Raw genomic sequence first — 19,324 nt, 5'->3', positions numbered from 1 at the left:
GGGAGAGACCGTGTTGTCATTGTTTTTTGATGGCCCGTTTTCGGCCGAAGAGGATATAACCCACTCCGCCGACGACCGGCAAGACGACTTGGGCCACAATCCAGGCCGCTCGTTCCTGATGCGTCGGAAACTCGTTCGTGTACAGATGCCAGATGGACCATAAGTTGGGCAGTATGGGCAAGATGAGGAGCGGTATCGCGTAAACGAGTTTGTCAGGGGGAATGTTAAACATTGCGTCTCCTGTGCTGGATGATGAAAAGCCCAAGGCACACCGCCCCGAGGGCAATGACCTGGGTCACGCTGACGGGTCCGAAGTCGCCGCGATAGTCTGCGCGGAAAAGTTCGATGATGAACCTGAACGATCCGAAAAGAGCCAGAAAGATGCCCATGAGCTGGCCCGTGTTCTGTGTTCTGGATTTGAGCGCCAGCGTCACGGCAAAACAGACCAGTCCCGCCAGGCTGTGGTAGAGCTGGGTGGGGTGCAGCGGCACGTGCAGAGGGGCCAGGGACTCGGGGTCGAAGAAGGTGATGGCCCAGGGCAGATCGCAGACAGCGCCGTAGCAGCATCCGGCGGCCAGACAACCGATGCGCCCCACGGCCTCGCCAAGGCCGATGCCCGGAGCCAGGACGTCCATCCATAGCCAGGGATTTTCTTTTCTGACCCGCATGAAGGCCAGGGCAAAAACGGTGGCCAGGATGGCTCCGCCGGAAAAGACCAGGCCTCCCTTCCAGAACATCAGTATTTCAAGTGGATTGTTCCAGAAATAGACCGGGTTGATGATTACGTACAGGGCGCGTGCACCGAGGATGGCGCCAAGGATGATGTAGAAGCCAAGGTCGGAGACGATGTCGGGGTTCAGGCCTCGCGCCCGTGCTTCGCGCATGGACCAGGCGATGCCAAGCAAGAATCCCGCCGCGACAAAGAGACCGTAGGTGTGCAGCGCGAAGGGGCCAAGCTTGAATCCGAAGAGCATGAAGGGCGCGATCTCAATTATTGTCGGGAACACAGCGTCGCCTCTGCTGGTAAAAAGAAACGAGCAGCGCGGCCGCGCCGACGCAGATGCCCATGTCGGCCACGTTGAAGGCAGGCCAGTGCATGTCGCCTACGTAGAAATCCAGAAAATCCACCACCACTCCGAGCCGTGCGCGGTCCATCAGATTGCCCAGGGCACCGCCCAGGATCAGGCCCAGTCCATAGACATAGAACGGGCCGTCGTCCTCCTGGCTCCTGGCCAGGACCCAGATGAGTCCCAAGGCCAGGATCGAGACCACGATGAAGAAGGGCCGCTGCCAGTCGATGTCGTGGCGGTTCAGGAAACCAAAGGCCGCTCCCCGGTTCAGGATGTGCACGATGTCGAAAAAACCGGGGATGACCGTGAAGCCCTTTTCCCAGACCGAAATGGTCTGCTGGATCCAGAGCTTGCTCAGCTGGTCCAGGACAAAGACGATGGCCGCCACCAGACCGATGGTCCGGTAGCGTCGTCCCATATCGGGCTTGCAGGGAACGCGGGCCGCCTTAGGCATGGTATTCCTTGAGCACCTTGGTGCAGCGCGGGCAGGCCGTGGGGTGCTCGGGGTCCGTGCCCAGATTTTCGTCGTGGATCCAGCAGCGGGCGCATTTTTCGCCCAGGGCCCTGGCGATGACCACGGCCACGCCCTCGACCTCTCCCTGGATTGCTTCGGCCGGTGCGGGCTGGTCCGTGACCTGCGCCTGACTGACGATGAACACGTCGCGCAGGTCGGAGGCCACGCCGGACAGCGCGGCAAAAGCCTCGCCCGTGGCGTGGATGATCACCTTGGCATCGAGGGAATGCCCGAGTTCCTTGGACTGACGCAGGGGCTCGATGGCCCGGGTCACGTCGCCGCGCACGGCAAAGACCAGATTCCAGATGGCCGTTTCCTCTTCGGTCAAAAGCGCGCCTTCGATCTCGGGCACGCGCATGGCGAAGACCGTGCTGCCCGCCGGGCGCATGGCCTCGGGCAGGTGCTGGAAGATTTCCTCGGAGGTGAAGCTCAGGATCGGAGCCATGTCGCCCACGATCATGAGCAGCATGTGGTAGAGGGCGGTCTGGGCCGAACGGCGTTCAAGGCTGGTGGCGCCGTTGACGTAGACACGGTCCTTTATGATGTCGAGATAGTAGGAGCTCAGGTCCGTGGTGCACAGGTTGTGCAGGGTGTGGTAGACCTTGTGGAACTCGAAGTTTTCGTAGGCCGCCTGGATGGTCTGGTGCTTGGCGCGGACCATGTTCAGGGCGTAGCGGTCGAGGGCCAGCATGTCGGCCGTGGCGATCAGGTCCGTGGCCGGGTTGAAGTCGCTCAGGTTGCCGAGGATGAAGCGGCAGGTGTTGCGGATCTTGCGGTAGGCGTCGACCAGGCGGCGCAGGATCTCGTCGGAGATGCGCAGGTCCTCCTGGTAGTTTTCAGAGGCCACCCACAGGCGCAGCACTTCGGCGCCGTGCTTTTCGATGATCTCCTGCGGGGCGACCACGTTGCCGATGGATTTGGACATCTTGCGGCCCTGCCCGTCGAGAACGAAGCCGTGGGTGAGCACGGTCTTGTAGGGGGGCACGCCGCGCGTGCCCATGGAGGCCAGGAGCGAGGAGTGGAACCAGCCGCGATGCTGGTCGGTGCCTTCAAGGTACAGGTCCGCCGGGAAGGAGCACTCGGGCCTCCCTTCGACCACGGCGGCGAAGCTGGTGCCGGAGTCGAACCAGACGTCCAGGATGTCGTCCTCTTTTTCCCAGTGCGTGCCGCCGCATTTGGGGCAGGTCAGCCCTTTGGGCACGACCTCGGTCAGCGGGGCCTCGAACCAGTAGTCCGCACCGGTGGGATGCGTGGCGAAGCGGTCCACGATGCCGTGGGCCCAGTCGCCGTCGAAATAGGCGTCTCCGCAGTCTTTGCACAGAAGGGCGATGATCGGCACGCCCCACATGCGCTGGCGCGATATGCACCAGTCGGGACGGAACTTGATCATGCTGTGGATGCGCTCCTTGCCCCAGGACGGGATCCAGCGCACGTCGTTGTCGATGGCGCCGAGCGTCTTGCCGCGCAGGTTGTCGTGTTCCATGGCGATGAACCACTGGGTCGTGGCCCGGAAGATGACAGGCTTCTTGCAACGCCAGCAGTGCGGGTAGGAGTGTCTGATCTTCTCGCTGCCCAGCAGGTGCCCGACCTCGGTCAGCTTGGCGATGACCAGGGGGTTGGCCTCGAATACGTTCTTGCCGCCGAAGAACTCCACGCTGGGCAGAAATCTGGCCTCATCGTCAAGGGGCGAGAGGATCTCAAGGCCATGACGCAGGCCGGTTTCGTAGTCTTCGCGGCCATGGCCGGGGGCGGTGTGAACGCAGCCCGTGCCGGCGTCGAGGGTCACGTAGTCGGCGGTGACCACGGGAGAGGGGCGGTCATAGAAGGGATGGCGGGCGACGAGCCCTTCCAGCGCGCTGCCCTGAACCGTGGCCCGCACGGACCACTCGCCCCAGCCGAAGCGCTCGGCGCATCCGGCCACCAGTTCCTTGGCCAGGATGTAGAAAGTTCCGCCAACCTGGACGAGGTCGTATTCGAAGTCCGGGTGTACGGCCACGGCCAGGTTGTCCGGAATGGTCCAGGGCGTGGTTGTCCAGATGACGATGAAGCTGTCATCGGCAGGGGCCTGGGGGAAAACCCGGGCCAGTTCCTCGGCCTGCAGGGGGAAGCGCACATAGATGGAAGGCGAGGAGTGGTCGTCGTACTCGACCTCGGCTTCGGCCAGGGCCGTCTCGCAGGAGCCGCACCAATAGATGGGCTTCTTGTTGCGCTGCACCGAGCCGAGCTTGTAGAAATTGGCCAGCTCGCGGGCCGTGGCCGTCTCGTAATCCGGGGTCATGGTCAGATAGGGCTTGTCCCAGGTCCCGAGAACGCCAAGGCGCTTGAATTCCTCGCGCTGGATGTCCAGGTACTTGAGGGCGTACTCGCGGCATTTCTTGCGGATCTCGAGGATGGAGAATTTGTTCTTGCCGCCCAGTTCCTGCTCGACTTTAAGCTCGATGGGCAGGCCGTGACAGTCCCAGCCGGGCACATACTGGGCCTGGCGGCCGGTCAGGTTGCGGTGCTTGACGATGACGTCCTTTAAAATCTTGTTCATGGCGTGGCCGATGTGGATGTGGCCGTTGGCGTACGGAGGTCCGTCGTGGAGGACATAGGGCGTGCAGCCTTCATTGGCGCCGATCATGGCCCCGTAGGCGTCGGTCTGGTACCAGCCGTCCAGGATTTTGGGCTCGTTCTGGGTCAGGCTGCCCTTCATGGGAAAGGTGGTGGCGGGAAGGTTCAGGGTTTTCTTGTAATCGCTCATGGGACGACGTTCCTCCGGGTTATCTGCTGTGCCGACGGACCACGGGCCAGCGTGGCGAGCACAAATTTTCGTTATTTGTATTGCAATGAAGGGCAGAACAGTGGAATATCCCGCACCCGAAGTCAAGTTTGGCGCGGTCTGAAGGCTGCTCCAAAACGGCGATCCGCCCCGTCGCGGCGGAAAATTTCACCATTTTCGAACAGCCTGGATATCCGCGCTTTCGGGCAGGTGGTCAGAGCCTCATTTCCCACCTGTAGGCCGAGAGGGCGATGGCCGTTATGTCGTCATGGGCGGGTTTCCAGTTCATGGTCGCGCGGATGCGGGTCGGGTCGGAGATGAGCGCGGGCGGATCCCCTGCCCGGCGCGGGCTCAGGACCACGGGAAAGTCCACGCCGCTGGCCTCTTTCACTGCTCCCACGATTTCACGCACGGAGTAGCCGTGTCCGTAGCCGCAGTTGAAGATGTCCGAAGGATTGCCGGCCTCCAGATGGCCAAGCGCGAGCACATGGGCTCCAGCCAGATCGGCCACGTGGATGTAGTCGCGGATGCAGGTCCCGTCGGGGGTGTCGTAGTCCGTGCCGAAGATGTGCAGGGCCTCCCTGCGGCCCAGCGCGGCCTGGGAGGCGACCTTGATCAGGTGCGTGGCGTCGGGCGTGGACTGGCCGATGCGTCCCTCGGGGTCGGCTCCGGCCACGTTGAAGTAGCGCAGGATGACAAAGGAAAAGTCCGGATGCGCGAAGGCCGTGTCCTGGATGACCCACTCGCTCATGAGCTTGGTGCGGCCATAGGGGTTGATGGGGTTCGTCGGGCTCTCCTCGGTCACGGCAGGCGTGTCGGGCATGCCGTAGACCGCCGCCGTGGAGGAGAAGATGAAGCGCGGGATGGCGTTCTTCACCGCCAGGCGGATCAGTTCCGTGGTATTGTTGGTGTTGTTCATGTAGTATTTGAGCGGGTTTTCCACCGACTCGGGCACTACGATGGAGCCCGCGAAATGCAGCACCGCCGAAAATTTTTCCTCGGCCATGAGGCGATCCAGCATGTCCGCGTGGGCCAGATCGCCGACCACCAGACGGGCCGGGGGCAGCACCGCCTCGGCTTTGCCCGTGGATAGATTGTCGTAAACCACGACCTCGTAACCGGCCTCAAGCAGGGCCAGGGTCGTGTGGGAACCTATATACCCGGCGCCGCCGGTGACCAGAATCTTGGACATGGAATTCTCCTTTCGAGCATTGACATTGTAGTCCCGCTCTTTACAGAAGTCCTTCGGGCTTGCAAAGGGACTGGTTTGCCAAAGTGTCCAGTCCAATCCCGCAAGACCGGCACAAAAAACCGATTTCCAGGAGATCTACCGCCCATGACCACCGGATTCACTCGCGTTTCAACCACTTATGTTCAGGAAATTTCATCCCGGGCCGATATCTTCGTGCACGACAAGACAGGAGCGCGCATCCTGTCCGTGGTCAACGACGACGAGAACAAGGTCTTCGGCATCAGCTTTCGCACCCCGCCGTCGGATTCGACGGGAGTGGCGCACATCCTGGAGCATTCGGTGTTGTGCGGGTCGCGCAAATATCCGGTCAAGGAGCCCTTCGTGGATCTCCTGAAGGGTTCGCTGCAGACCTTCCTGAACGCCATGACCTACCCGGACAAGACCTGCTATCCCGTGGCCAGCCAGAACCTGAAGGATTTCTACAATCTGGTCGACGTGTACCTGGACGCGGTCTTCTTTCCGCGCATCACACCCGAGATCTTCGAGCAGGAGGGCTGGCATCTGGACCTGCCGGAAAAGGGCGGGGAGCTGTCTATCAAGGGCGTGGTCTACAATGAAATGAAGGGAGTGTACTCTTCGCCGGATTCGCAGCTCGCCGAGCATTCGCAGCAATCCCTATTTCCGGACACGACCTACGGCCTGGACTCCGGCGGCAACCCTCGCGCCATCACGGAGCTGACCTACGAAGGCTTTCTTGAGTTCCACCGCACGCTCTATCATCCCTCCAACGCATGGATCTTCTTTTACGGCGACGACGACCCGGACGCCCGGCTCGAACTTTTGAGCGAATATCTGGATCAGTTTTCCGCCCTGGATGTGAATTCGTCCATTGCGCGGCAGAAGGCCTTCGACGCCCCGCGTGAAGTGCGGCTCGGTTTCGAGGCCATGGGCGAGGATGAGGACGCGCTGGGCATGCTGACCATGAACTGGCTGCTGCCCGGCAAGGAAGACGCCGGAACCGTGCTGGCCTGCAAGATTCTGGACGGCCTTCTGACCGGCATGAACGCTTCCCCCCTGCGCAAGGCTCTCATTGAGTCGGGTCTGGGCGAGGACCTGACCGGAGCGGGCGTTGAGCACGAGATGGCCCAGATGTACTTTTCCGTAGGCATGAAGGGCGTGCTGCCGGAAAATTTTCAGGCGGTGCGAGATCTCATCGTCAAGACTCTCGAAGACATCGTGGCCCATGGTTTCGAGGCCGATCTGATCGAGGCCGGAGTCAATTCCGCCGAGTTCGATCTGCGCGAGAACAACACCGGCTCCTATCCGCGCGGCCTCATCGTCATGCTGCGTTCGCTGGGGTCCTGGCTGTATGACCTCGATCCGCTGGAGCTGGTGGCCTTCGAGGCGCCCATGGCTGCCCTGAAAGAGCGGTTGGCCCGGGGCGAGCGGGTCTTCGAGGACCTCATCGAGCGCCACATCCTGGGTAATCCCCACGCCAGCGTGGTCATCCTCGAACCCGAGGAAGGACATGCGGCGCGGATGGATCGGGAAGAACAGGAACTCATCGCCAAGCTGCGTGCCGATCTGGCGGCCCTGGCCGACGACGAGCTGGTGCGGCGCACCGAGCAGCTGCGGCGCATGCAGGAGGCCCCGGATTCGCCCGAGGCCCTGGCCCTGCTGCCCAGTCTCGCCCGGGAGGACATTGACCCCACGGTGCGCGTCGTACCCACGGAGGTGCGGGACTGGGAAGAGGCCACGGCGCTCATGCATGACCTGCCGACCAATAATATCTGTTACATGGACTTGGCCCTGGACCTTGGCGCGGTGCCCGATCGCCTCATTCCCCTGGTCCCGCTCTTCGGCCGCGCCCTGACCGAGATGGGCACCACGAAGGAGGACTACGTGTCCTTCTCCAAGCGGATGGGCAGCAAGACAGGCGGAGTCTATGCCAGGAGCCTCCTGTCCCAGCGCGAGGACGGCCCCGGCCCCGTGGCCCGGCTGGTGGTACGGGCCAAGGCCGTGGGCGAGCGGGTCGGCGACATGATCGACATCGTGCATGACGCCCTGACCCTGGCCCGTTTCGACGACCGTGAGCGCTTCCGCCAGATGGTGCTGGAGGAGAAGGCGGGCCTTGAGCACGCCCTGGTGCCCTCCGGTCATCATTTCGTGGGCCTGCGCCTGCGCTCGCGCTTCAACTTGGCGGACAGCCTGCAGGAACGCATGGGCGGCCTTGAGAATCTCTTCTTCCTGCGTGAACTGGCTGACCGGATGGATAGTGATTTCGACGGCGTGCTGTCCGATCTGGAGGAGCTGCGCCGGGCACTGGTGAACAGGAACGGCGCGGTGCTGAACCTGACCATGGACGAGGGCATGCTCGCCGCCCATGGCGAGCGCTTCCGGGAGTTCGTGGCCGGCCTGCCTGGCGGAGTCCAGGCGGGAGCGGTCTGGCCGGGGCTTGGCAAGGACGGGCACGAAGGGCTCGTCATCCCGGCTCAGGTCAATTATGTCGGCAAGATCTGCGACCTGCACAAAGCCAGCTACTCCTTTCACGGATCAAGCCTGGTGGCGGTCAAGTACCTGCGCACGACCTGGCTGTGGGAACAGGTCCGGGTCCTGGGCGGAGCGTATGGCGGCTTTTGCAACTTCGGCCGTCTCTCGGGCCTGATGAGCTTCGGCTCTTACCGCGACCCGAACGTCACCTCCACCCTGGCCGCCTTCGACGGCTGCGGAAAATTCCTGGAAACGGTCAGCCTGGATCGGGGCGAACTTCTGAAGGCCATCATCGGCACCTCGGGCGACCTCGACCCTTACCAGCTCCCCGACTCCAAGGGCTTTACGGCCTTGAGCCAGCATCTGGCCGGAGTGACCACCGAGACCCGTCAGCGCATCCGGGACGAGGTCCTGGCCACGGACGAGCGTCATTTCCGCGAATTCGGCACGCTGCTGCGCGAGGTCGCGCCCACGGGTCTGGTCTGCGTGCTCGGAGGCGAGGACTCCCTGACCAGGGCCGCCTCGCAGGGACTTGAGTTCAAGCGCAAGATTCGTCTGCTTTAACCGGATTTATTTGACCTGCCACCAAAAGGCCGCGCGTCGCACCATAGCGGCGTGCGGCCTTTTTTCATGCGGCGCGTGGCCCCGGATTCTCCGGCGCGGTCCATGCATGTCCGGGCCAATGGAATTTTGAGACTCTTTTGTCGAGGTGATGACTGGCTTGGCGCGCGCTTTATGCGGCATGTGCCGTGATTTTAAAAAGGTTTTGATAAATTGCGGCGCCCGTGGCAAGAACGTGAAATGCGGCCTCACCGGCGAGTCGTCTGCGGCACGGACTTCAAGAACGTGGAGAACCTTGATGGATGACATGAAACAAGTCAGTTCCCCATCCCTTTCGGATGAATTGTTTTTTGCCGACGAGCAGGAGCCGTCCCGGTCCCGCGTGGTGCCGGGCTGGAAGCTGCTCATCGTCGACGACGAGGAGGAGGTGCACGTCATCACCAGGATGGTGCTTGAGGGCCTGACCTTTTCCGGCAAGGGGCTGACCTTTCTGAGCGCCTACTCCGGAGCGCAGGCCCGGGAGTTCCTGCGCGGGAACGACGACATCGCTGTCATCCTCCTTGATGTGGTCATGGAGACGGGCCAAGCGGGACTGGAGCTTGTCGAATTCATCCGTTCGGAGCTCGGCAATCGCGCCGTGCGCATCATCCTGCGCACGGGCCAGCCCGGTCAGGCGCCGGAGCGCGAGGTCATCACCCGTTACGACATCAACGACTACAAGCACAAGACGGAGCTGACCGCCCAGAAGCTCTTTTCCACCGTGACCACGGCCATCCGTTCGTATCGGGACCTGAACGTCATCGAGAAGAGCCGTCAGGGTCTCAATCTGATCATATCTTCCACCAGGGGGCTCTTCGAGCGGCGCAACATGGCGCTCTTTGCCCAGGGCGTCCTTGATCAGATGAGTTCCCTGCTGCGCGTCAACGAGGACTGCCTTTTCCTGCATTCTCCTTCCGGATTCGCGGCCACGGTACGCGACGGCGACATTTCGGTTCTCGCGGGGACGGGAGAGTTCGGCCACTGCGGCCAGGAAGAGAAAGCCTGCGAACTGGACGACAACGTGACCCTCGTTTTGCAGCAGGCCTTGCGGCAAAAGGGAGGCGTCTTCGGTGAGGACTCCTTCGTGCAGTATTTTCGCTCCCGGCGTGGGTCCGAGAACCTGCTCTATTTCCGCCTGGACAGATCCCTCAATGCCTTCGAACGCAGGCTGGTGGAGGTTTTCTCCGGGAATGTGGCCATAGCGCTGGACAATATGCTGCTGAACACGGAGCTGCTGCACAGCCAGAAAGAGATCATCCTGACCCTTGGCGAATGCGTGGAATCGCGCTCCAAGGAGACGGCGGGGCATGTGCGCCGGGTTTCGGAATGTTGCCGGCTGCTGGCCTTGGAGCTTGGGCTCGACTCCCAGGAGGCGGACCTTGTGCGTCTGGCCTCGCCCATGCATGATGTGGGCAAGATCGGCATCCCCGATTCCATCCTGCTCAAGCCCGGCAAGCTGACCACGGAGGAATTCGAGATCATGAAGACCCACACCCTGCTCGGCCATCAGATTCTAAAGGGTTCCAGCCGACCGATCATGAAGGCCGCAGCGGTCATTGCCCATGAGCATCATGAGCGCTGGAACGGTTCAGGCTATCCCCTGGGCCTTGCCGGACAGGACATCCACCCGTACGGGCGCATCGTCTGCCTGGTCGATGTCTTCGACTCCCTGCTCTCGCGCAGGGTCTACAAGGAGCCTTGGCCCCTCGATCAGGTGCGCGGTTTCATCCTTGCGGAGCGTGGAGAGATGTTCGACCCGCACATGGTCGATACGATGATGCGGCAGCTCGACGCCTTTGTCGCCATCCGCCAGGAATTTCCCGATTGATTCCTCCAACCGGAGCCCTTTTCATGAAAAGCGAGCATGCGATGGAAGAAGTTCACTTTGCAGACGAAACTCCTCCCCTGAAATCCGAGAGCGAAGGGATGTGGAAGGTCATGATCGTGGATGATGACGACTTCGTGCACAAGGTCACGGAGCTTACCCTTGGCGACTATCATTACCAGAACACTCCCGTGCAATATCTGCACGCCTATTCCGGCGCCGAGGCGCGGGCGCTCCTGCGCGAGCATCCGGATACGGCCGTGATTCTGCTCGACGTGGTCATGGAGACGGAAAACGCGGGGCTTGAGTTCGCCAGGCACGTGCGCAAGGAGGCCAACAACTCCTTCGTGCGCATCATCCTGCGCACGGGCCAGCCCGGGCAGGCCCCCGAGCGCAAGGTCATCACCGAATACGACATCAACGATTACAAGCACAAGGCGGAGCTGAGCGAGCAGCGCCTGTTCACGGCCATCACCGCAGCCATTCGCTCCTACCGCGACCTGCGCACCATCGAGCTTGGCCGCCTGGGATTGCAGGAGGTCATCTGCGCTTCTGCGGCCCTGTTCTCGGCCGGCTCGGTGCAGGATTTCTTTGTCCTGGCCCTGGAGCACATCCTGCGCACCGGGCGCTGCGCCGGGGCGTGCTGCCGAGAGAACGGGCTGGTGGCGCTGGGCACAGACGAGGGGTTTGAAATTCTGGAGTCGCGCGGGCTGAACCCCGGTCCCGAAAACGTCCCGGACGGGCGTTTGCGGGAGTTGTTCGAGCGGGCGAACAGGGAAGGGCGGGTGCTGGTGCTCGACCAGGAGTTCGCGGCCAGATTTTTCAATTCGCACACTGATCAGGACTTTTTCTTCTACGTCTTCTTCGGTCGCCCCTTGAGCGAGACCGAGCAGGGCCTTTTGCACATTCTGGGCGGGAACATCGCCGTGGCCCTCAGCAACCTCTTTCTGACCGAGGAAATCGTGGCCACGCAGCGCGAGGTTGTGCTCACCCTCGGCGAGGTGGTCGAGACCCGTTCCAAGGAAACGGCCCATCACGTCAAACGCGTGGCCGAATATTCCTACGTGCTGGCCGTCAAGGCCGGACTCTCGGACGAGCGGGCGCGTCTTCTGCGCATGGCCTCGCCCATGCATGACGTAGGCAAGATCGGCATTCCCGACTCCATTCTCTTCAAACCCGGCAAGCTCACCGACGATGAGTTCTCCATCATCAAGACGCACACGGTCATCGGCCATTCCATCCTCAAAGGTTCGCCGCGCCGCATCATGCGCACCGCCGCCACCATCGCCCTGCAGCACCACGAACACTGGGACGGCGGCGGCTACCCCCCACGGGTTGGTCGAGGACGAGACGCATATTTTCGGACGCATCACGGCCCTGGCCGATGTTTTTGACGCGCTCTCCTGCGACCGGGTCTACAAGAGGGCGTGGCCACTGAACGAGGTCCTGGACTATCTTAGGGAGAAGAGGGGCAGGCAGTTCGATCCGTTCCTGGTGGACATTTTTCTGGAGAATCTGGACGAGATACTGGCCATCCGGGTCGCGTATCCGGACTAGACGTTTTCATGGGGGGAAGGGTTTCATGACCGATCACGAGCTGCGCGACGACATCGTGTTTGCCGCCGAGGACGACCTGGGCTCGTCCCCACGGGAACGCAAGGCCTGGAAACTTCTGATCGTGGATGACGAAGAGGATGTGCACAGCATCACGCGCATGGTCCTGGAGGGATTCGAGTTCGAGGGCGCACGACTCGAATTCCTGAGCGCGTTCAGTGCGGATGAAGGCAGGCAGGCCCTGATCGAGAACCCCGATATCGCGGTCATGCTTCTCGACGTGGTCATGGAGACGCCTCATGCGGGTCTCGATCTGGCCCGGCAGGTGCGCGAGGAGCTGGGCAATGCGCTGGTGCGCATCATTCTGCGCACGGGTCAGCCGGGCCAGGCTCCGGAACGCCAGGTCATCATCAACTACGACATCAACGACTACAAGAGCAAAGCCGAACTCACGGCACAGAAACTTTTTACCGCCGTGACCACCGGCATCCGCTCCTACCGCGACCTGAGGGCCATCGACTCCAGCCGTCAGGGGCTCGAAGACATCATCGCCGCCTCGGTCGACCTGTTTCAGGCCGACAGCCTGGAGCTTTTCGCGCGCGGGGTGCTGACCCAAATGACCTCGCTTCTGCATCTGGAAGACAGCTCCATGTATCTGGGCGATGCCTCGGGATTTGCGGCCCGTGACAGGCTCGATGATTTTGTCATCATCGCGGGCACCGGAGATTTTTTGAGCCTTGAGTCCCGTCTGGCGAGCGAAGTGCTCGATGCGCAGGAAATGGACCTGATCCGCAGGGCCGCAAGCACGGACCAGTGCTTTTTCAGCCAGACCAGCTACGCGGGCTGCTTCGGCATGACCAGCGGCGCAAGGCACGTGCTTTTTCTGCGCGTGCTGCGGGAACTTACTCCTCTGGAACAGGATCTGGTACAGATCTTCGCGGCCAACGTGACTGTGGCTTTCGAGAACCTGCAATTGAATCAGGAGATCGCCCAGACCCACCGGGAGGTCATTTTCACTCTTGGCGAGGTTGTGGAAAATCGCGCTCTGGCTGGCGGCATGCACGTGCATCGGGTGGCTGAGATGGCCTGGTTGCTGGGGCGTCATGCGGGGTTGCCCGCAGATGACTGCGATCTTTTGCGCCTAGCCATGCCCATGCATGACGTGGGCAAGGTGGCCATCCCCGACAGCGTGCTTCTCAAGGCCGGCCCCCTGGACGAGGTCGAACGCAGGATCATCGAACAGCACCCGCGCCTGGGCTTCGACATCCTGAACCGATCGGGCAACCACATCATGCAGACAGCGGCGCGCATCGCTCTCGAACACCAGGAGGCCTGGGACGGCAGCGGCTACCCAAAGGGCCTGGCGGGGGAGGACATCCACATTTTCAGCCGCATCGCGCGAGTGGTCGATGTCCTGGACAGTTTGCTCAGCGCGCGCGTCTATAAAGACGCCTGGACAGTGACAGACGCCCTGGCGCACCTGCACGATCAGCGCGGGCGCATGTTCGATCCGGTTCTGATCGATACGCTGCTTGCGCACAAGGACGAGTTTCTGGCCCTGCGGGAGGATATTATCCAGCAGAGTCGGGATATTAAAATGCCCTTGTCTGAAAAAAAACCTTGACCGCCGCCTTCGGGTCATCTATCAACCGCCTCTGTTCGGAGGGGTTCCCGAGTGGCCAAAGGGAACAGACTGTAAATCTGTCGTCGTACGACTTCGGAGGTTCAAATCCTCCCCCCTCCACCAGACGCCGAACCAACCCACCTTATGGTGGGTTTTTTTTTGCCCTGCGCTCCAGAGACAGAATTTGCAGGGAGATTGCACAGCCTTGCTCCGCCGAGGCGATTTTTCTTGCGAAAACCTTGCAGCTGTTTAAGAAATGGCGGTGAACAAGCTCTCATTTTGGAGGTTTTCATGCGTCACAAATATGTTTTTTGGCTTTTGCTCATTCTGGCCTGCGGCTGGTCCACGCATCTTCCTGCCGCGACGGGATATTCCTCCCAGGGCTTCGACACCGGCGCATTCCATCTGACGCTCACCGCCGCCCCGGAAGTGGTCGAGGCAGGCCAGCAGGTTGAAGTCACCCTGCAACTGACCGACGCCTACGGCGCACCCGTGACCGCATTTGAGATCGTGCGCGGGAAAAAATTGCACCTGACCATCGTCCGGGAGGGCCTCGACAAGTTCACCCATACTTTTCCGGAACCGGGGCCGCAGGGAACCATGGTCACCGGGATGACCTTTCCGGAGGGCGGAACCTATTTTTTCCATGTCGAGTTCACGCCCAGGGACGGCAGCGGAGTGACCCTCATGGCCGAGCTGCACGTCGAAGGCGTGGGCTCCGCCGCGCCGCCTTTGGACCCGTATGTGCCGGGCATGGTGCAGACTTCCGAGATGCTGGCGAATGTCGACGTTGAAGCGGGACTGGTCACGCACAGAATCAGCTTCGCCCTGATGGATCTGAATGAAGAGCCTCTCACCGATATGGAGCCTTTTCTTGGGGCCAAGGGCCATTTCATTGCCTTGAGCGCGGACGGCCGCCAATATGTCCCCGCCGAACCCGTCTCCGGGGACAAGGAAAACGAGGTCGCCTTCGAAGCCCGTTTCCCCGGCCCCGGGATTTACAAGGGTTGGGGAGAGTTTCAGCGAGCGGGAACGGTGCTGGTCGTGCCCGTGGTGATGCAAATCGATTGAAAGCACGTTGATGTTTTCTGAAGTCGCGGCCAGGCTTTCGTCACTTTTCCCTTGACGCTCGTCCATGCCTTGGATAGCTACGACTTCGCTGTTTTTGCCAGGATAGCTCAGTTGGTAGAGCAACTGATTCGTAATCAGTAGGTCGAGAGTTCAATTCTCTTTCCTGGCTCCAGTAAAAATAAGCGCTTATGTGAAACCATGAGCGCTTTTTCTTTGTTGTTTGTCAAAGTGTGGCAGTTAGTGTGGCAGTTAGGGCGCGCCCTATCCCCACCAGCAGGCCAAAAAAGAGCCCCCCACCGGGCTGATTCGGCAAGGGGCAGACCCGAGGACATGAGTTCGAAATCACTCATCCGTGCCAAGGTTCTCCGGAGGTGTCAGCCTCTGACGAAGGAGCTTCCGCCGGGCGTTTGTTCCCCGTAGCTTGCTCGTACCGGTCCCGCATCGCCGACTCGTAGGACTTGTGGGCCTCGACCTCGAACGGGGAAAGATCCGGCTTGGAAGAGGGTTCTGCTGTCGGCGTCGATGGCTTCGCGGAGGAGGGCGGTCGATTCCATCCTAAGATTATGCATCCGCCCTTCAGCGGATGGCCGTCTGGTAGGGGCGTTCCCCGTGGGTTGATTTTCACTGGCATAGCCGTAGTCCTCCTTTATTCAATGTTCTGGACCTTCGGTTGCTCAAGGGCTTGCTCCTCGCTGTCCGTCTCCCGGGCAGGAGTGGAGTCAGGGAAGTACATATCCAGCCATGCGGCCGCATAGCGCTCCGTGACCGGATAGATGTATCCCACACACGCACTTGCGTGCATTTCTCCGGTAGAGTTCAGGTCTGTGCCTGTGACATCGCATGTCCTAACCCAGTCGTTTTCATCACAGCGCCGAGCCAGCGTCTCGGTTATGTGCCAGCCAGGCGCAAGCGGACGAGTAATTGTCCAGGTCCTTTCACCAGTCTGCCGGGCAATGACATCGTCCCATTTCGTTTGGTGTTTTTCACCTTCTGTGAGAGGAGCTAACTCTTCCATAGTGACCTCCTATTCCTTGACCGGAGAGGATTTTTCCTGTTCTGGCGTTGAGGTAAGCTCTTGGGCTGCGAGTTTTTTCGCCGCCTGCCTTTCTAGCCAAGCTTTCGGTGGTTTCATCCCAAAGATTATGCATCCGCCCTTCAGCGGGTGGTCGTCCGGAAGTGGTGTCCCGGGCGGGTTGTGTCTCACTGGCATGGCGTACCTCCGTGTTTTTTGTACAGATCCAACAGTGCCGCTTCAAAATCGTTGAAGGCTTGAATCTGCAGGTCGTCCGGGTGATTGAGATCCGGGGCATCTGCTGAAGCTTCCGGTATCGGCGTGTCCTTGTCTGTCGTCATAACCTTACTCCTCCTTATCGTCGGCCACCAATAATGCCGAACGCAAAGCCCCTCCGGTATATCGGGTCGCTGGGCGGGGCCGAGCCGGACTCATCGCCCTCCCTGAGCGTCCTGGGGTAAGCGATGTCCGGGTCCACCCAGTTGTAGTAGAAGGCGTCGACGACGTTCATCAAGTCCGAAGGCAACCGGTCGCGGATCTCGTACAGGATGTCGTCGGGTAGGCGGCCATAGATGGCCTCGGCCACAGCCCCGGCAATAGACGCGATGGTGTCTGAGTCGCCGCCGGCGCTTACCGCTTTCCTGATGGCGTCCTCGAAGCTCGTGGAGTTCAGCGCGGCCGCCAGGGCCACGGGGACGGATTCCCTGGCCAGGCCACCAGGCTGCTTGATCCTGGGAGGCCATCGCAGCCTCTCATACCCATCTGCAAAGCCCTCCATGCCGTTCCTTGTCATTTTCTTTCCGAATCCGTCCCGAATATCACGGATGACATCCGCGACGGCGATGGCGCCTGCAATGCCGTCAGGGCTGTCGTGGGTGACACGGGCACACCGCTCGACGTTCTCCATCATCTCTTCCCGGGGATAGGGCATCCAGGCCCAGGGACTGGTCCGCATGGCAGCGCCGTTGCCCCGGCTCATGCCCTTGGCGTGCCCGCCGATCCAGGCGCGGAACCCGGGCCCGTAACCTCTCCGGGGATAGCGCGAATACCACTTCCTGATCGTGTCATTTAGGTCATCACGGGACAGGATGTGATCCATCATGGCGACGGTCATGACCGTGTCGTCGGTAAAGGTGGAGTGCTTGGTGAAGAGTTCGAAGTCATAGCGGGTGGTGTTGTGCCGCTCGTAGATGCTTCCGATGATGTCTCCGGCGATGGCTCCCAGCATGATGTCCTCCTGCGGTTGCATGGTGAACCCGCGTGAGGAACTTGGATGCCAGGAACAAGAAAAGCTCCCCTGGACTGGAGAGCTTTACTAGTGGCTCATGGTCCCTTGCGGGCTGGCTTTGGCACCTTGATCACTGTGATCAGGTTGCCGGGCGGTCATAGGGCCAGATCCCTCGCGCCACTCTGCATGTGTGAAATGGAATTATGGTATTTTGGTGGCTGAAGTCAAGCGGTGCGCGTTGCGGGTCAATTCCACCTTCTAGCCGGTTCCACCCGGTTCAGGGCGATCAGAGCCTTGTCTTCGACGACCACAAAATTCTTGCTTGCAGAAAATAGATCTTTTCCTTCACCGTCACAATCACCTTCACGTCATACCACGAAAAGCTTGCCATGATATTAACCTGCGCGGGATAATCCAGACTTTCAAGCCAGTACGGGCGTCGTCGTCATATATGGCTCAGGCCTTCGATGAAGTTTTGCCATGCATGTCGCCCAATCAAGCCCTTTTCTCGTGTAGGAGAGAAACTTTCTTGTCCTACAATTATGCGGATTGCGAAACTTTCGGTGCTACGCTACTAGGTCGAAAACTTTGCGGCATCAGGGGCAAGGACACTGTGCAACGTCTGATCGTTGGTCAGTTAGGAAATGGTCGCTTGGTGGCCTCCTCGCTGTCAAATCATCACTGAGTCGGTGTTATCAAGAAACTATATAGTCACTTGTTTATACGTAAAGAGAAATGTTATGAATCTAATACCGACAAAGTTGATTATAAAGGTGAGCGAAGGAAAACGTCGACTTCGTTTATTTGTTTCAGTACTGCTTGCAGTTGGCGTCTATACATATTTACTTGTGGACGATTACATCTTGCGTGATGAAGAGATATTTGTTGAATTCCCGCTTGTGGGTGTCGCCGTATATCTTGTGACTTACTTTCTTGTTACCCTAACGTATTGGGTCGTTGAGGGTTTCGAGAAAGAAAAGAAAGAAAAGAAAGAAAAAAAAGAGGTAATGTCCTCCTTTGGTGAGGCGGGTGTAATGAGGCGAGATGCAGGGTCTCTTGCATCATCATTTATCAGAAATGTCGGCAATAATTTCGACAGATATTGTTCCAGGAAGGGCTATTCAAATATTTTCCAGCACAGTGGCCAATTTTTTGCTTGGTCCATATTATGGTTGGCTATTTGTAAGGCATCTAAACCAGATGACGTACTTCGAGGCATTGTCATCGACTCGTTGAATAAAGTGCTGAAAGTAAATCACGATCACACGATGAAGTGTGTTGATGGTTACTTGAAGGAGCAATCAGGTGCTGAAGCTATGGGATTTGAAGAGTATGGTAGATTGATTGGCTTGGATATGGCTCGAATGTTCAAAGAAACATATGAGGTTTTTGTTCAACGATTGGAAGAAGGTATCAATATTTCACTAGTCCGCGTTAGGGCAGATGAAAAAAACAAGTTTGTTCCGATCTTAGATATATTAATGTCAAGAAATTCCACAACGGGTGCAGTCAGTGAATTCGATAATATGAGCGATGATGAGTTTGAGTATGTTTTCCTTGAGCAATGTGTTGATGGCTTTACTAAAGCGCAAAATACGGCCTTCTCAATTTTGCAAGAATCTCGTGCCCAATGCTCGAGAAGCGCATAGCAATGGACTCCATGAGCCAGTATATCTAAGCAAAATAATATGTCTTGGCGCTCATTTAATGCCCTCTTGTGATATTTGCTTAAAGTTGAGACTCTATTTCTGCCATACATCTTAACGGTCTCATCCCTCCCTTTCAGCCGTCTTCAGTCCCGTCCACAACGTTACGGCCCGCTTGATCTGGTCAGAAGCCCCGTTAGGGTAGTCAGCGTGTATTTCAAGGTTCACACGGATTTCGGCATTAGGGTCTTGACCCAGGACTGCGATGATTTCCTCGGCCAATTCCATGAGGCGCGCCTTGGCCGCGCTGGCTGATCTCCGTGCAGCCTTGGGCGAGATGAGCCTAGAGGGGCCTGTACTCATCTCACATCTCAGCCTGGCTTCCCATCCCCTGCCGATGACTACATCGAAGCTGAACTGGACCTGAACAGACATATGATCAGGAACCCTCCGGATACGTTCATGGTCAGGGCCAAGAGCGACGCGCTGGTCGGTGCCGGGATACTCGACGGAGATGTTCTCATCGTCGACCGGTCCATAGGCCTCGGCACGGCATGATTGTGGTTGCGGTCGTAAATGGGGACATTTGTGTCCGACGCCTAAACAGAAAGTCCGGAGTCTGGGCCCTTGACCCTGAGAACAGAGATTTTCTGCCTCTGCGCATCAGGCCGGGGCAGGATATGGAGATACTGGGCGTGGTGACGGGGATGGTGAGGAAGTATTGATCGTGCTGGCTG

The 19,324-nt window shown here is 59.5% G+C and carries 17 protein-coding genes, 2 tRNA genes, 1 pseudogene and 1 riboswitch; of the genes and pseudogenes, 10 read left to right on the top strand and 10 right to left on the bottom strand.

The window, feature by feature from the left end; translation table 11 throughout:
- Positions 1–16: 16 nt before the first annotated feature.
- The 5 genes from BMZ40_RS15940 to galE form a co-directional block, all read right to left on the bottom strand.
- Positions 17–232, bottom strand: coding sequence for a PLDc N-terminal domain-containing protein (locus BMZ40_RS15940; RefSeq protein WP_092378118.1), 216 nt, complete (start codon positions 230–232; stop codon positions 17–19).
- On the bottom strand, positions 225–1,007 hold the full coding sequence (gene lgt, locus BMZ40_RS15935; protein WP_092378115.1) for a prolipoprotein diacylglyceryl transferase: 783 nt from the start codon (positions 1,005–1,007) through the stop codon (positions 225–227). The genes BMZ40_RS15940 and lgt overlap by 8 nt, the downstream gene beginning before the upstream one ends.
- Positions 988–1,524 (bottom strand): signal peptidase II, encoded by a 537-nt coding sequence (gene lspA, locus BMZ40_RS15930; protein WP_092378112.1) that lies wholly within the window; start codon positions 1,522–1,524, stop codon positions 988–990. The genes lgt and lspA overlap by 20 nt, the downstream gene beginning before the upstream one ends.
- Complete coding sequence (gene ileS, locus BMZ40_RS15925) at positions 1,517–4,327, bottom strand: isoleucine--tRNA ligase (protein ID WP_092378108.1); 2,811 nt, start codon at positions 4,325–4,327, stop codon at positions 1,517–1,519. Before ileS ends, lspA begins: the two co-directional genes overlap by 8 nt.
- A 232-nt stretch (positions 4,328–4,559) precedes the next feature.
- A complete protein-coding gene (gene galE / locus BMZ40_RS15920; RefSeq protein WP_092378105.1) occupies positions 4,560–5,537 on the bottom strand; it encodes a UDP-glucose 4-epimerase GalE in 978 nt (325 codons plus the stop codon).
- Positions 5,538–5,681: 144 nt separating this feature from the next.
- On the opposite strand from galE, the gene BMZ40_RS15915 reads away from it, so the two are divergent.
- Entirely contained in the window at positions 5,682–8,591 is a 2,910-nt protein-coding gene (locus BMZ40_RS15915; protein ID WP_092378102.1) for an insulinase family protein, read from the top strand.
- A 6-nt stretch (positions 8,592–8,597) separates the two neighbouring features.
- On the opposite strand, the gene BMZ40_RS19360 is transcribed toward BMZ40_RS15915, so the two are convergent.
- A complete protein-coding gene (locus BMZ40_RS19360) occupies positions 8,598–8,897 on the bottom strand; it encodes a hypothetical protein (RefSeq protein WP_143075669.1) in 300 nt (99 codons plus the stop codon).
- On the opposite strand from BMZ40_RS19360, the gene BMZ40_RS15910 reads away from it, so the two are divergent.
- From BMZ40_RS15910 to BMZ40_RS15880, 7 genes are all read left to right on the top strand, one after another.
- Positions 8,887–10,455 carry a DUF3369 domain-containing protein gene (locus BMZ40_RS15910; RefSeq protein WP_092378100.1) on the top strand — a complete coding sequence of 523 codons (1,569 nt, stop codon included), beginning with the start codon at positions 8,887–8,889 and terminating at the stop codon, positions 10,453–10,455. The genes BMZ40_RS19360 and BMZ40_RS15910 overlap by 11 nt on opposite strands.
- 23 nt (positions 10,456–10,478) lie before the next feature.
- Positions 10,479–11,846 carry a response regulator gene (locus BMZ40_RS15905; protein ID WP_092378097.1) on the top strand — a complete coding sequence of 456 codons (1,368 nt, stop codon included), beginning with the start codon at positions 10,479–10,481 and terminating at the stop codon, positions 11,844–11,846.
- The gene (locus BMZ40_RS19815; protein ID WP_092378094.1) at positions 11,788–12,009 is read left to right on the top strand and encodes an HD-GYP domain-containing protein; all 222 of its coding nucleotides are present in this window, start codon (positions 11,788–11,790) and stop codon (positions 12,007–12,009) included. The genes BMZ40_RS15905 and BMZ40_RS19815 overlap by 59 nt, the downstream gene beginning before the upstream one ends.
- 25 nt (positions 12,010–12,034) lie before the next feature.
- Positions 12,035–13,630 (top strand): response regulator, encoded by a 1,596-nt coding sequence (locus tag BMZ40_RS15895; protein ID WP_092378091.1) that lies wholly within the window; start codon positions 12,035–12,037, stop codon positions 13,628–13,630.
- Positions 13,631–13,667: 37 nt separating this feature from the next.
- A tRNA-Tyr gene (locus BMZ40_RS15890) sits at positions 13,668–13,753 on the top strand.
- Between the two features lie 168 nt (positions 13,754–13,921).
- Positions 13,922–14,701, top strand: coding sequence for a hypothetical protein (locus BMZ40_RS15885; protein ID WP_092378088.1), 780 nt, complete (start codon positions 13,922–13,924; stop codon positions 14,699–14,701).
- 96 nt (positions 14,702–14,797) lie between these two features.
- A tRNA-Thr gene (locus BMZ40_RS15880) sits at positions 14,798–14,873 on the top strand.
- 474 nt (positions 14,874–15,347) lie between these two features.
- Here the strand turns inward: BMZ40_RS15880 and BMZ40_RS15875 are convergent.
- The 3 genes from BMZ40_RS15875 to BMZ40_RS15865 all read right to left on the bottom strand — a co-directional run bounded on the left by BMZ40_RS15875 (position 15,348) and on the right by BMZ40_RS15865 (position 16,962).
- Positions 15,348–15,716: a hypothetical protein gene (locus BMZ40_RS15875; protein WP_092378086.1), complete on the bottom strand. Its 369-nt coding sequence runs from the start codon at positions 15,714–15,716 to the stop codon at positions 15,348–15,350.
- 185 nt (positions 15,717–15,901) lie between these two features.
- Complete coding sequence (locus BMZ40_RS19700; RefSeq protein WP_177193227.1) at positions 15,902–16,054, bottom strand: hypothetical protein; 153 nt, start codon at positions 16,052–16,054, stop codon at positions 15,902–15,904.
- A 14-nt stretch (positions 16,055–16,068) separates the two neighbouring features.
- A complete protein-coding gene (locus BMZ40_RS15865; protein WP_092378080.1) occupies positions 16,069–16,962 on the bottom strand; it encodes an ADP-ribosylglycohydrolase family protein in 894 nt (297 codons plus the stop codon).
- A gap of 71 nt (positions 16,963–17,033) precedes the next feature.
- Positions 17,034–17,134, bottom strand: a riboswitch (SAM riboswitch).
- A 547-nt stretch (positions 17,135–17,681) separates the two neighbouring features.
- On the opposite strand from BMZ40_RS15865, the gene BMZ40_RS15860 reads away from it, so the two are divergent.
- On the top strand, positions 17,682–18,590 hold the full coding sequence (locus BMZ40_RS15860; protein WP_092378077.1) for a hypothetical protein: 909 nt from the start codon (positions 17,682–17,684) through the stop codon (positions 18,588–18,590).
- A 120-nt stretch (positions 18,591–18,710) separates the two neighbouring features.
- Here the strand turns inward: BMZ40_RS15860 and BMZ40_RS15855 are convergent, their stop codons facing one another.
- On the bottom strand, positions 18,711–19,022 hold the full coding sequence (locus tag BMZ40_RS15855; RefSeq protein ID WP_092378073.1) for a hypothetical protein: 312 nt from the start codon (positions 19,020–19,022) through the stop codon (positions 18,711–18,713).
- Between BMZ40_RS15855 and BMZ40_RS20225 the strand changes: the two are divergent.
- Positions 18,993–19,312 (top strand): annotated as a pseudogene (locus BMZ40_RS20225) (LexA family protein). The gene BMZ40_RS15855 and the pseudogene BMZ40_RS20225 overlap by 30 nt on opposite strands.
- The last annotated feature ends 12 nt before the right edge of the window (positions 19,313–19,324 follow it).

It is taken from the genome of Desulfomicrobium apsheronum (assembly GCF_900114115.1).
GTDB classification, from domain to species: Bacteria; Desulfobacterota; Desulfovibrionia; order Desulfovibrionales; family Desulfomicrobiaceae; genus Desulfomicrobium; species Desulfomicrobium apsheronum.
This window is presented reverse-complemented; position numbering and strand designations above follow the sequence as displayed.

Excerpts from the sequence above, each read along its gene's own strand:
- BMZ40_RS15915 (WP_092378102.1), top strand. The coding sequence starts at position 5,682 with ATGACCACCGGATTCACTCGCGTTTCAACCACTTATGTTCAGGAAATT.
- ileS (WP_092378108.1), bottom strand. The coding sequence starts at position 4,327 with ATGAGCGATTACAAGAAAACCCTGAACCTTCCCGCCACCACCTTTCCC.
- lspA (WP_092378112.1), bottom strand. The coding sequence starts at position 1,524 with ATGCCTAAGGCGGCCCGCGTTCCCTGCAAGCCCGATATGGGACGACGC.
- BMZ40_RS15940 (WP_092378118.1), bottom strand. The coding sequence starts at position 232 with ATGTTTAACATTCCCCCTGACAAACTCGTTTACGCGATACCGCTCCTC.
- BMZ40_RS19700 (WP_177193227.1), bottom strand. The coding sequence starts at position 16,054 with ATGACGACAGACAAGGACACGCCGATACCGGAAGCTTCAGCAGATGCC.
- BMZ40_RS15855 (WP_092378073.1), bottom strand. The coding sequence starts at position 19,022 with ATGTCTGTTCAGGTCCAGTTCAGCTTCGATGTAGTCATCGGCAGGGGA.
- galE (WP_092378105.1), bottom strand. The coding sequence starts at position 5,537 with ATGTCCAAGATTCTGGTCACCGGCGGCGCCGGGTATATAGGTTCCCAC.
- BMZ40_RS15860 (WP_092378077.1), top strand. The coding sequence starts at position 17,682 with ATGAATCTAATACCGACAAAGTTGATTATAAAGGTGAGCGAAGGAAAA.
- BMZ40_RS15875 (WP_092378086.1), bottom strand. The coding sequence starts at position 15,716 with ATGGAAGAGTTAGCTCCTCTCACAGAAGGTGAAAAACACCAAACGAAA.
- BMZ40_RS15910 (WP_092378100.1), top strand. The coding sequence starts at position 8,887 with ATGGATGACATGAAACAAGTCAGTTCCCCATCCCTTTCGGATGAATTG.
- BMZ40_RS15885 (WP_092378088.1), top strand. The coding sequence starts at position 13,922 with ATGCGTCACAAATATGTTTTTTGGCTTTTGCTCATTCTGGCCTGCGGC.
- BMZ40_RS15905 (WP_092378097.1), top strand. The coding sequence starts at position 10,479 with ATGAAAAGCGAGCATGCGATGGAAGAAGTTCACTTTGCAGACGAAACT.
- BMZ40_RS19360 (WP_143075669.1), bottom strand. The coding sequence starts at position 8,897 with ATGTCATCCATCAAGGTTCTCCACGTTCTTGAAGTCCGTGCCGCAGAC.
- BMZ40_RS15865 (WP_092378080.1), bottom strand. The coding sequence starts at position 16,962 with ATGCAACCGCAGGAGGACATCATGCTGGGAGCCATCGCCGGAGACATC.
- BMZ40_RS15895 (WP_092378091.1), top strand. The coding sequence starts at position 12,035 with ATGACCGATCACGAGCTGCGCGACGACATCGTGTTTGCCGCCGAGGAC.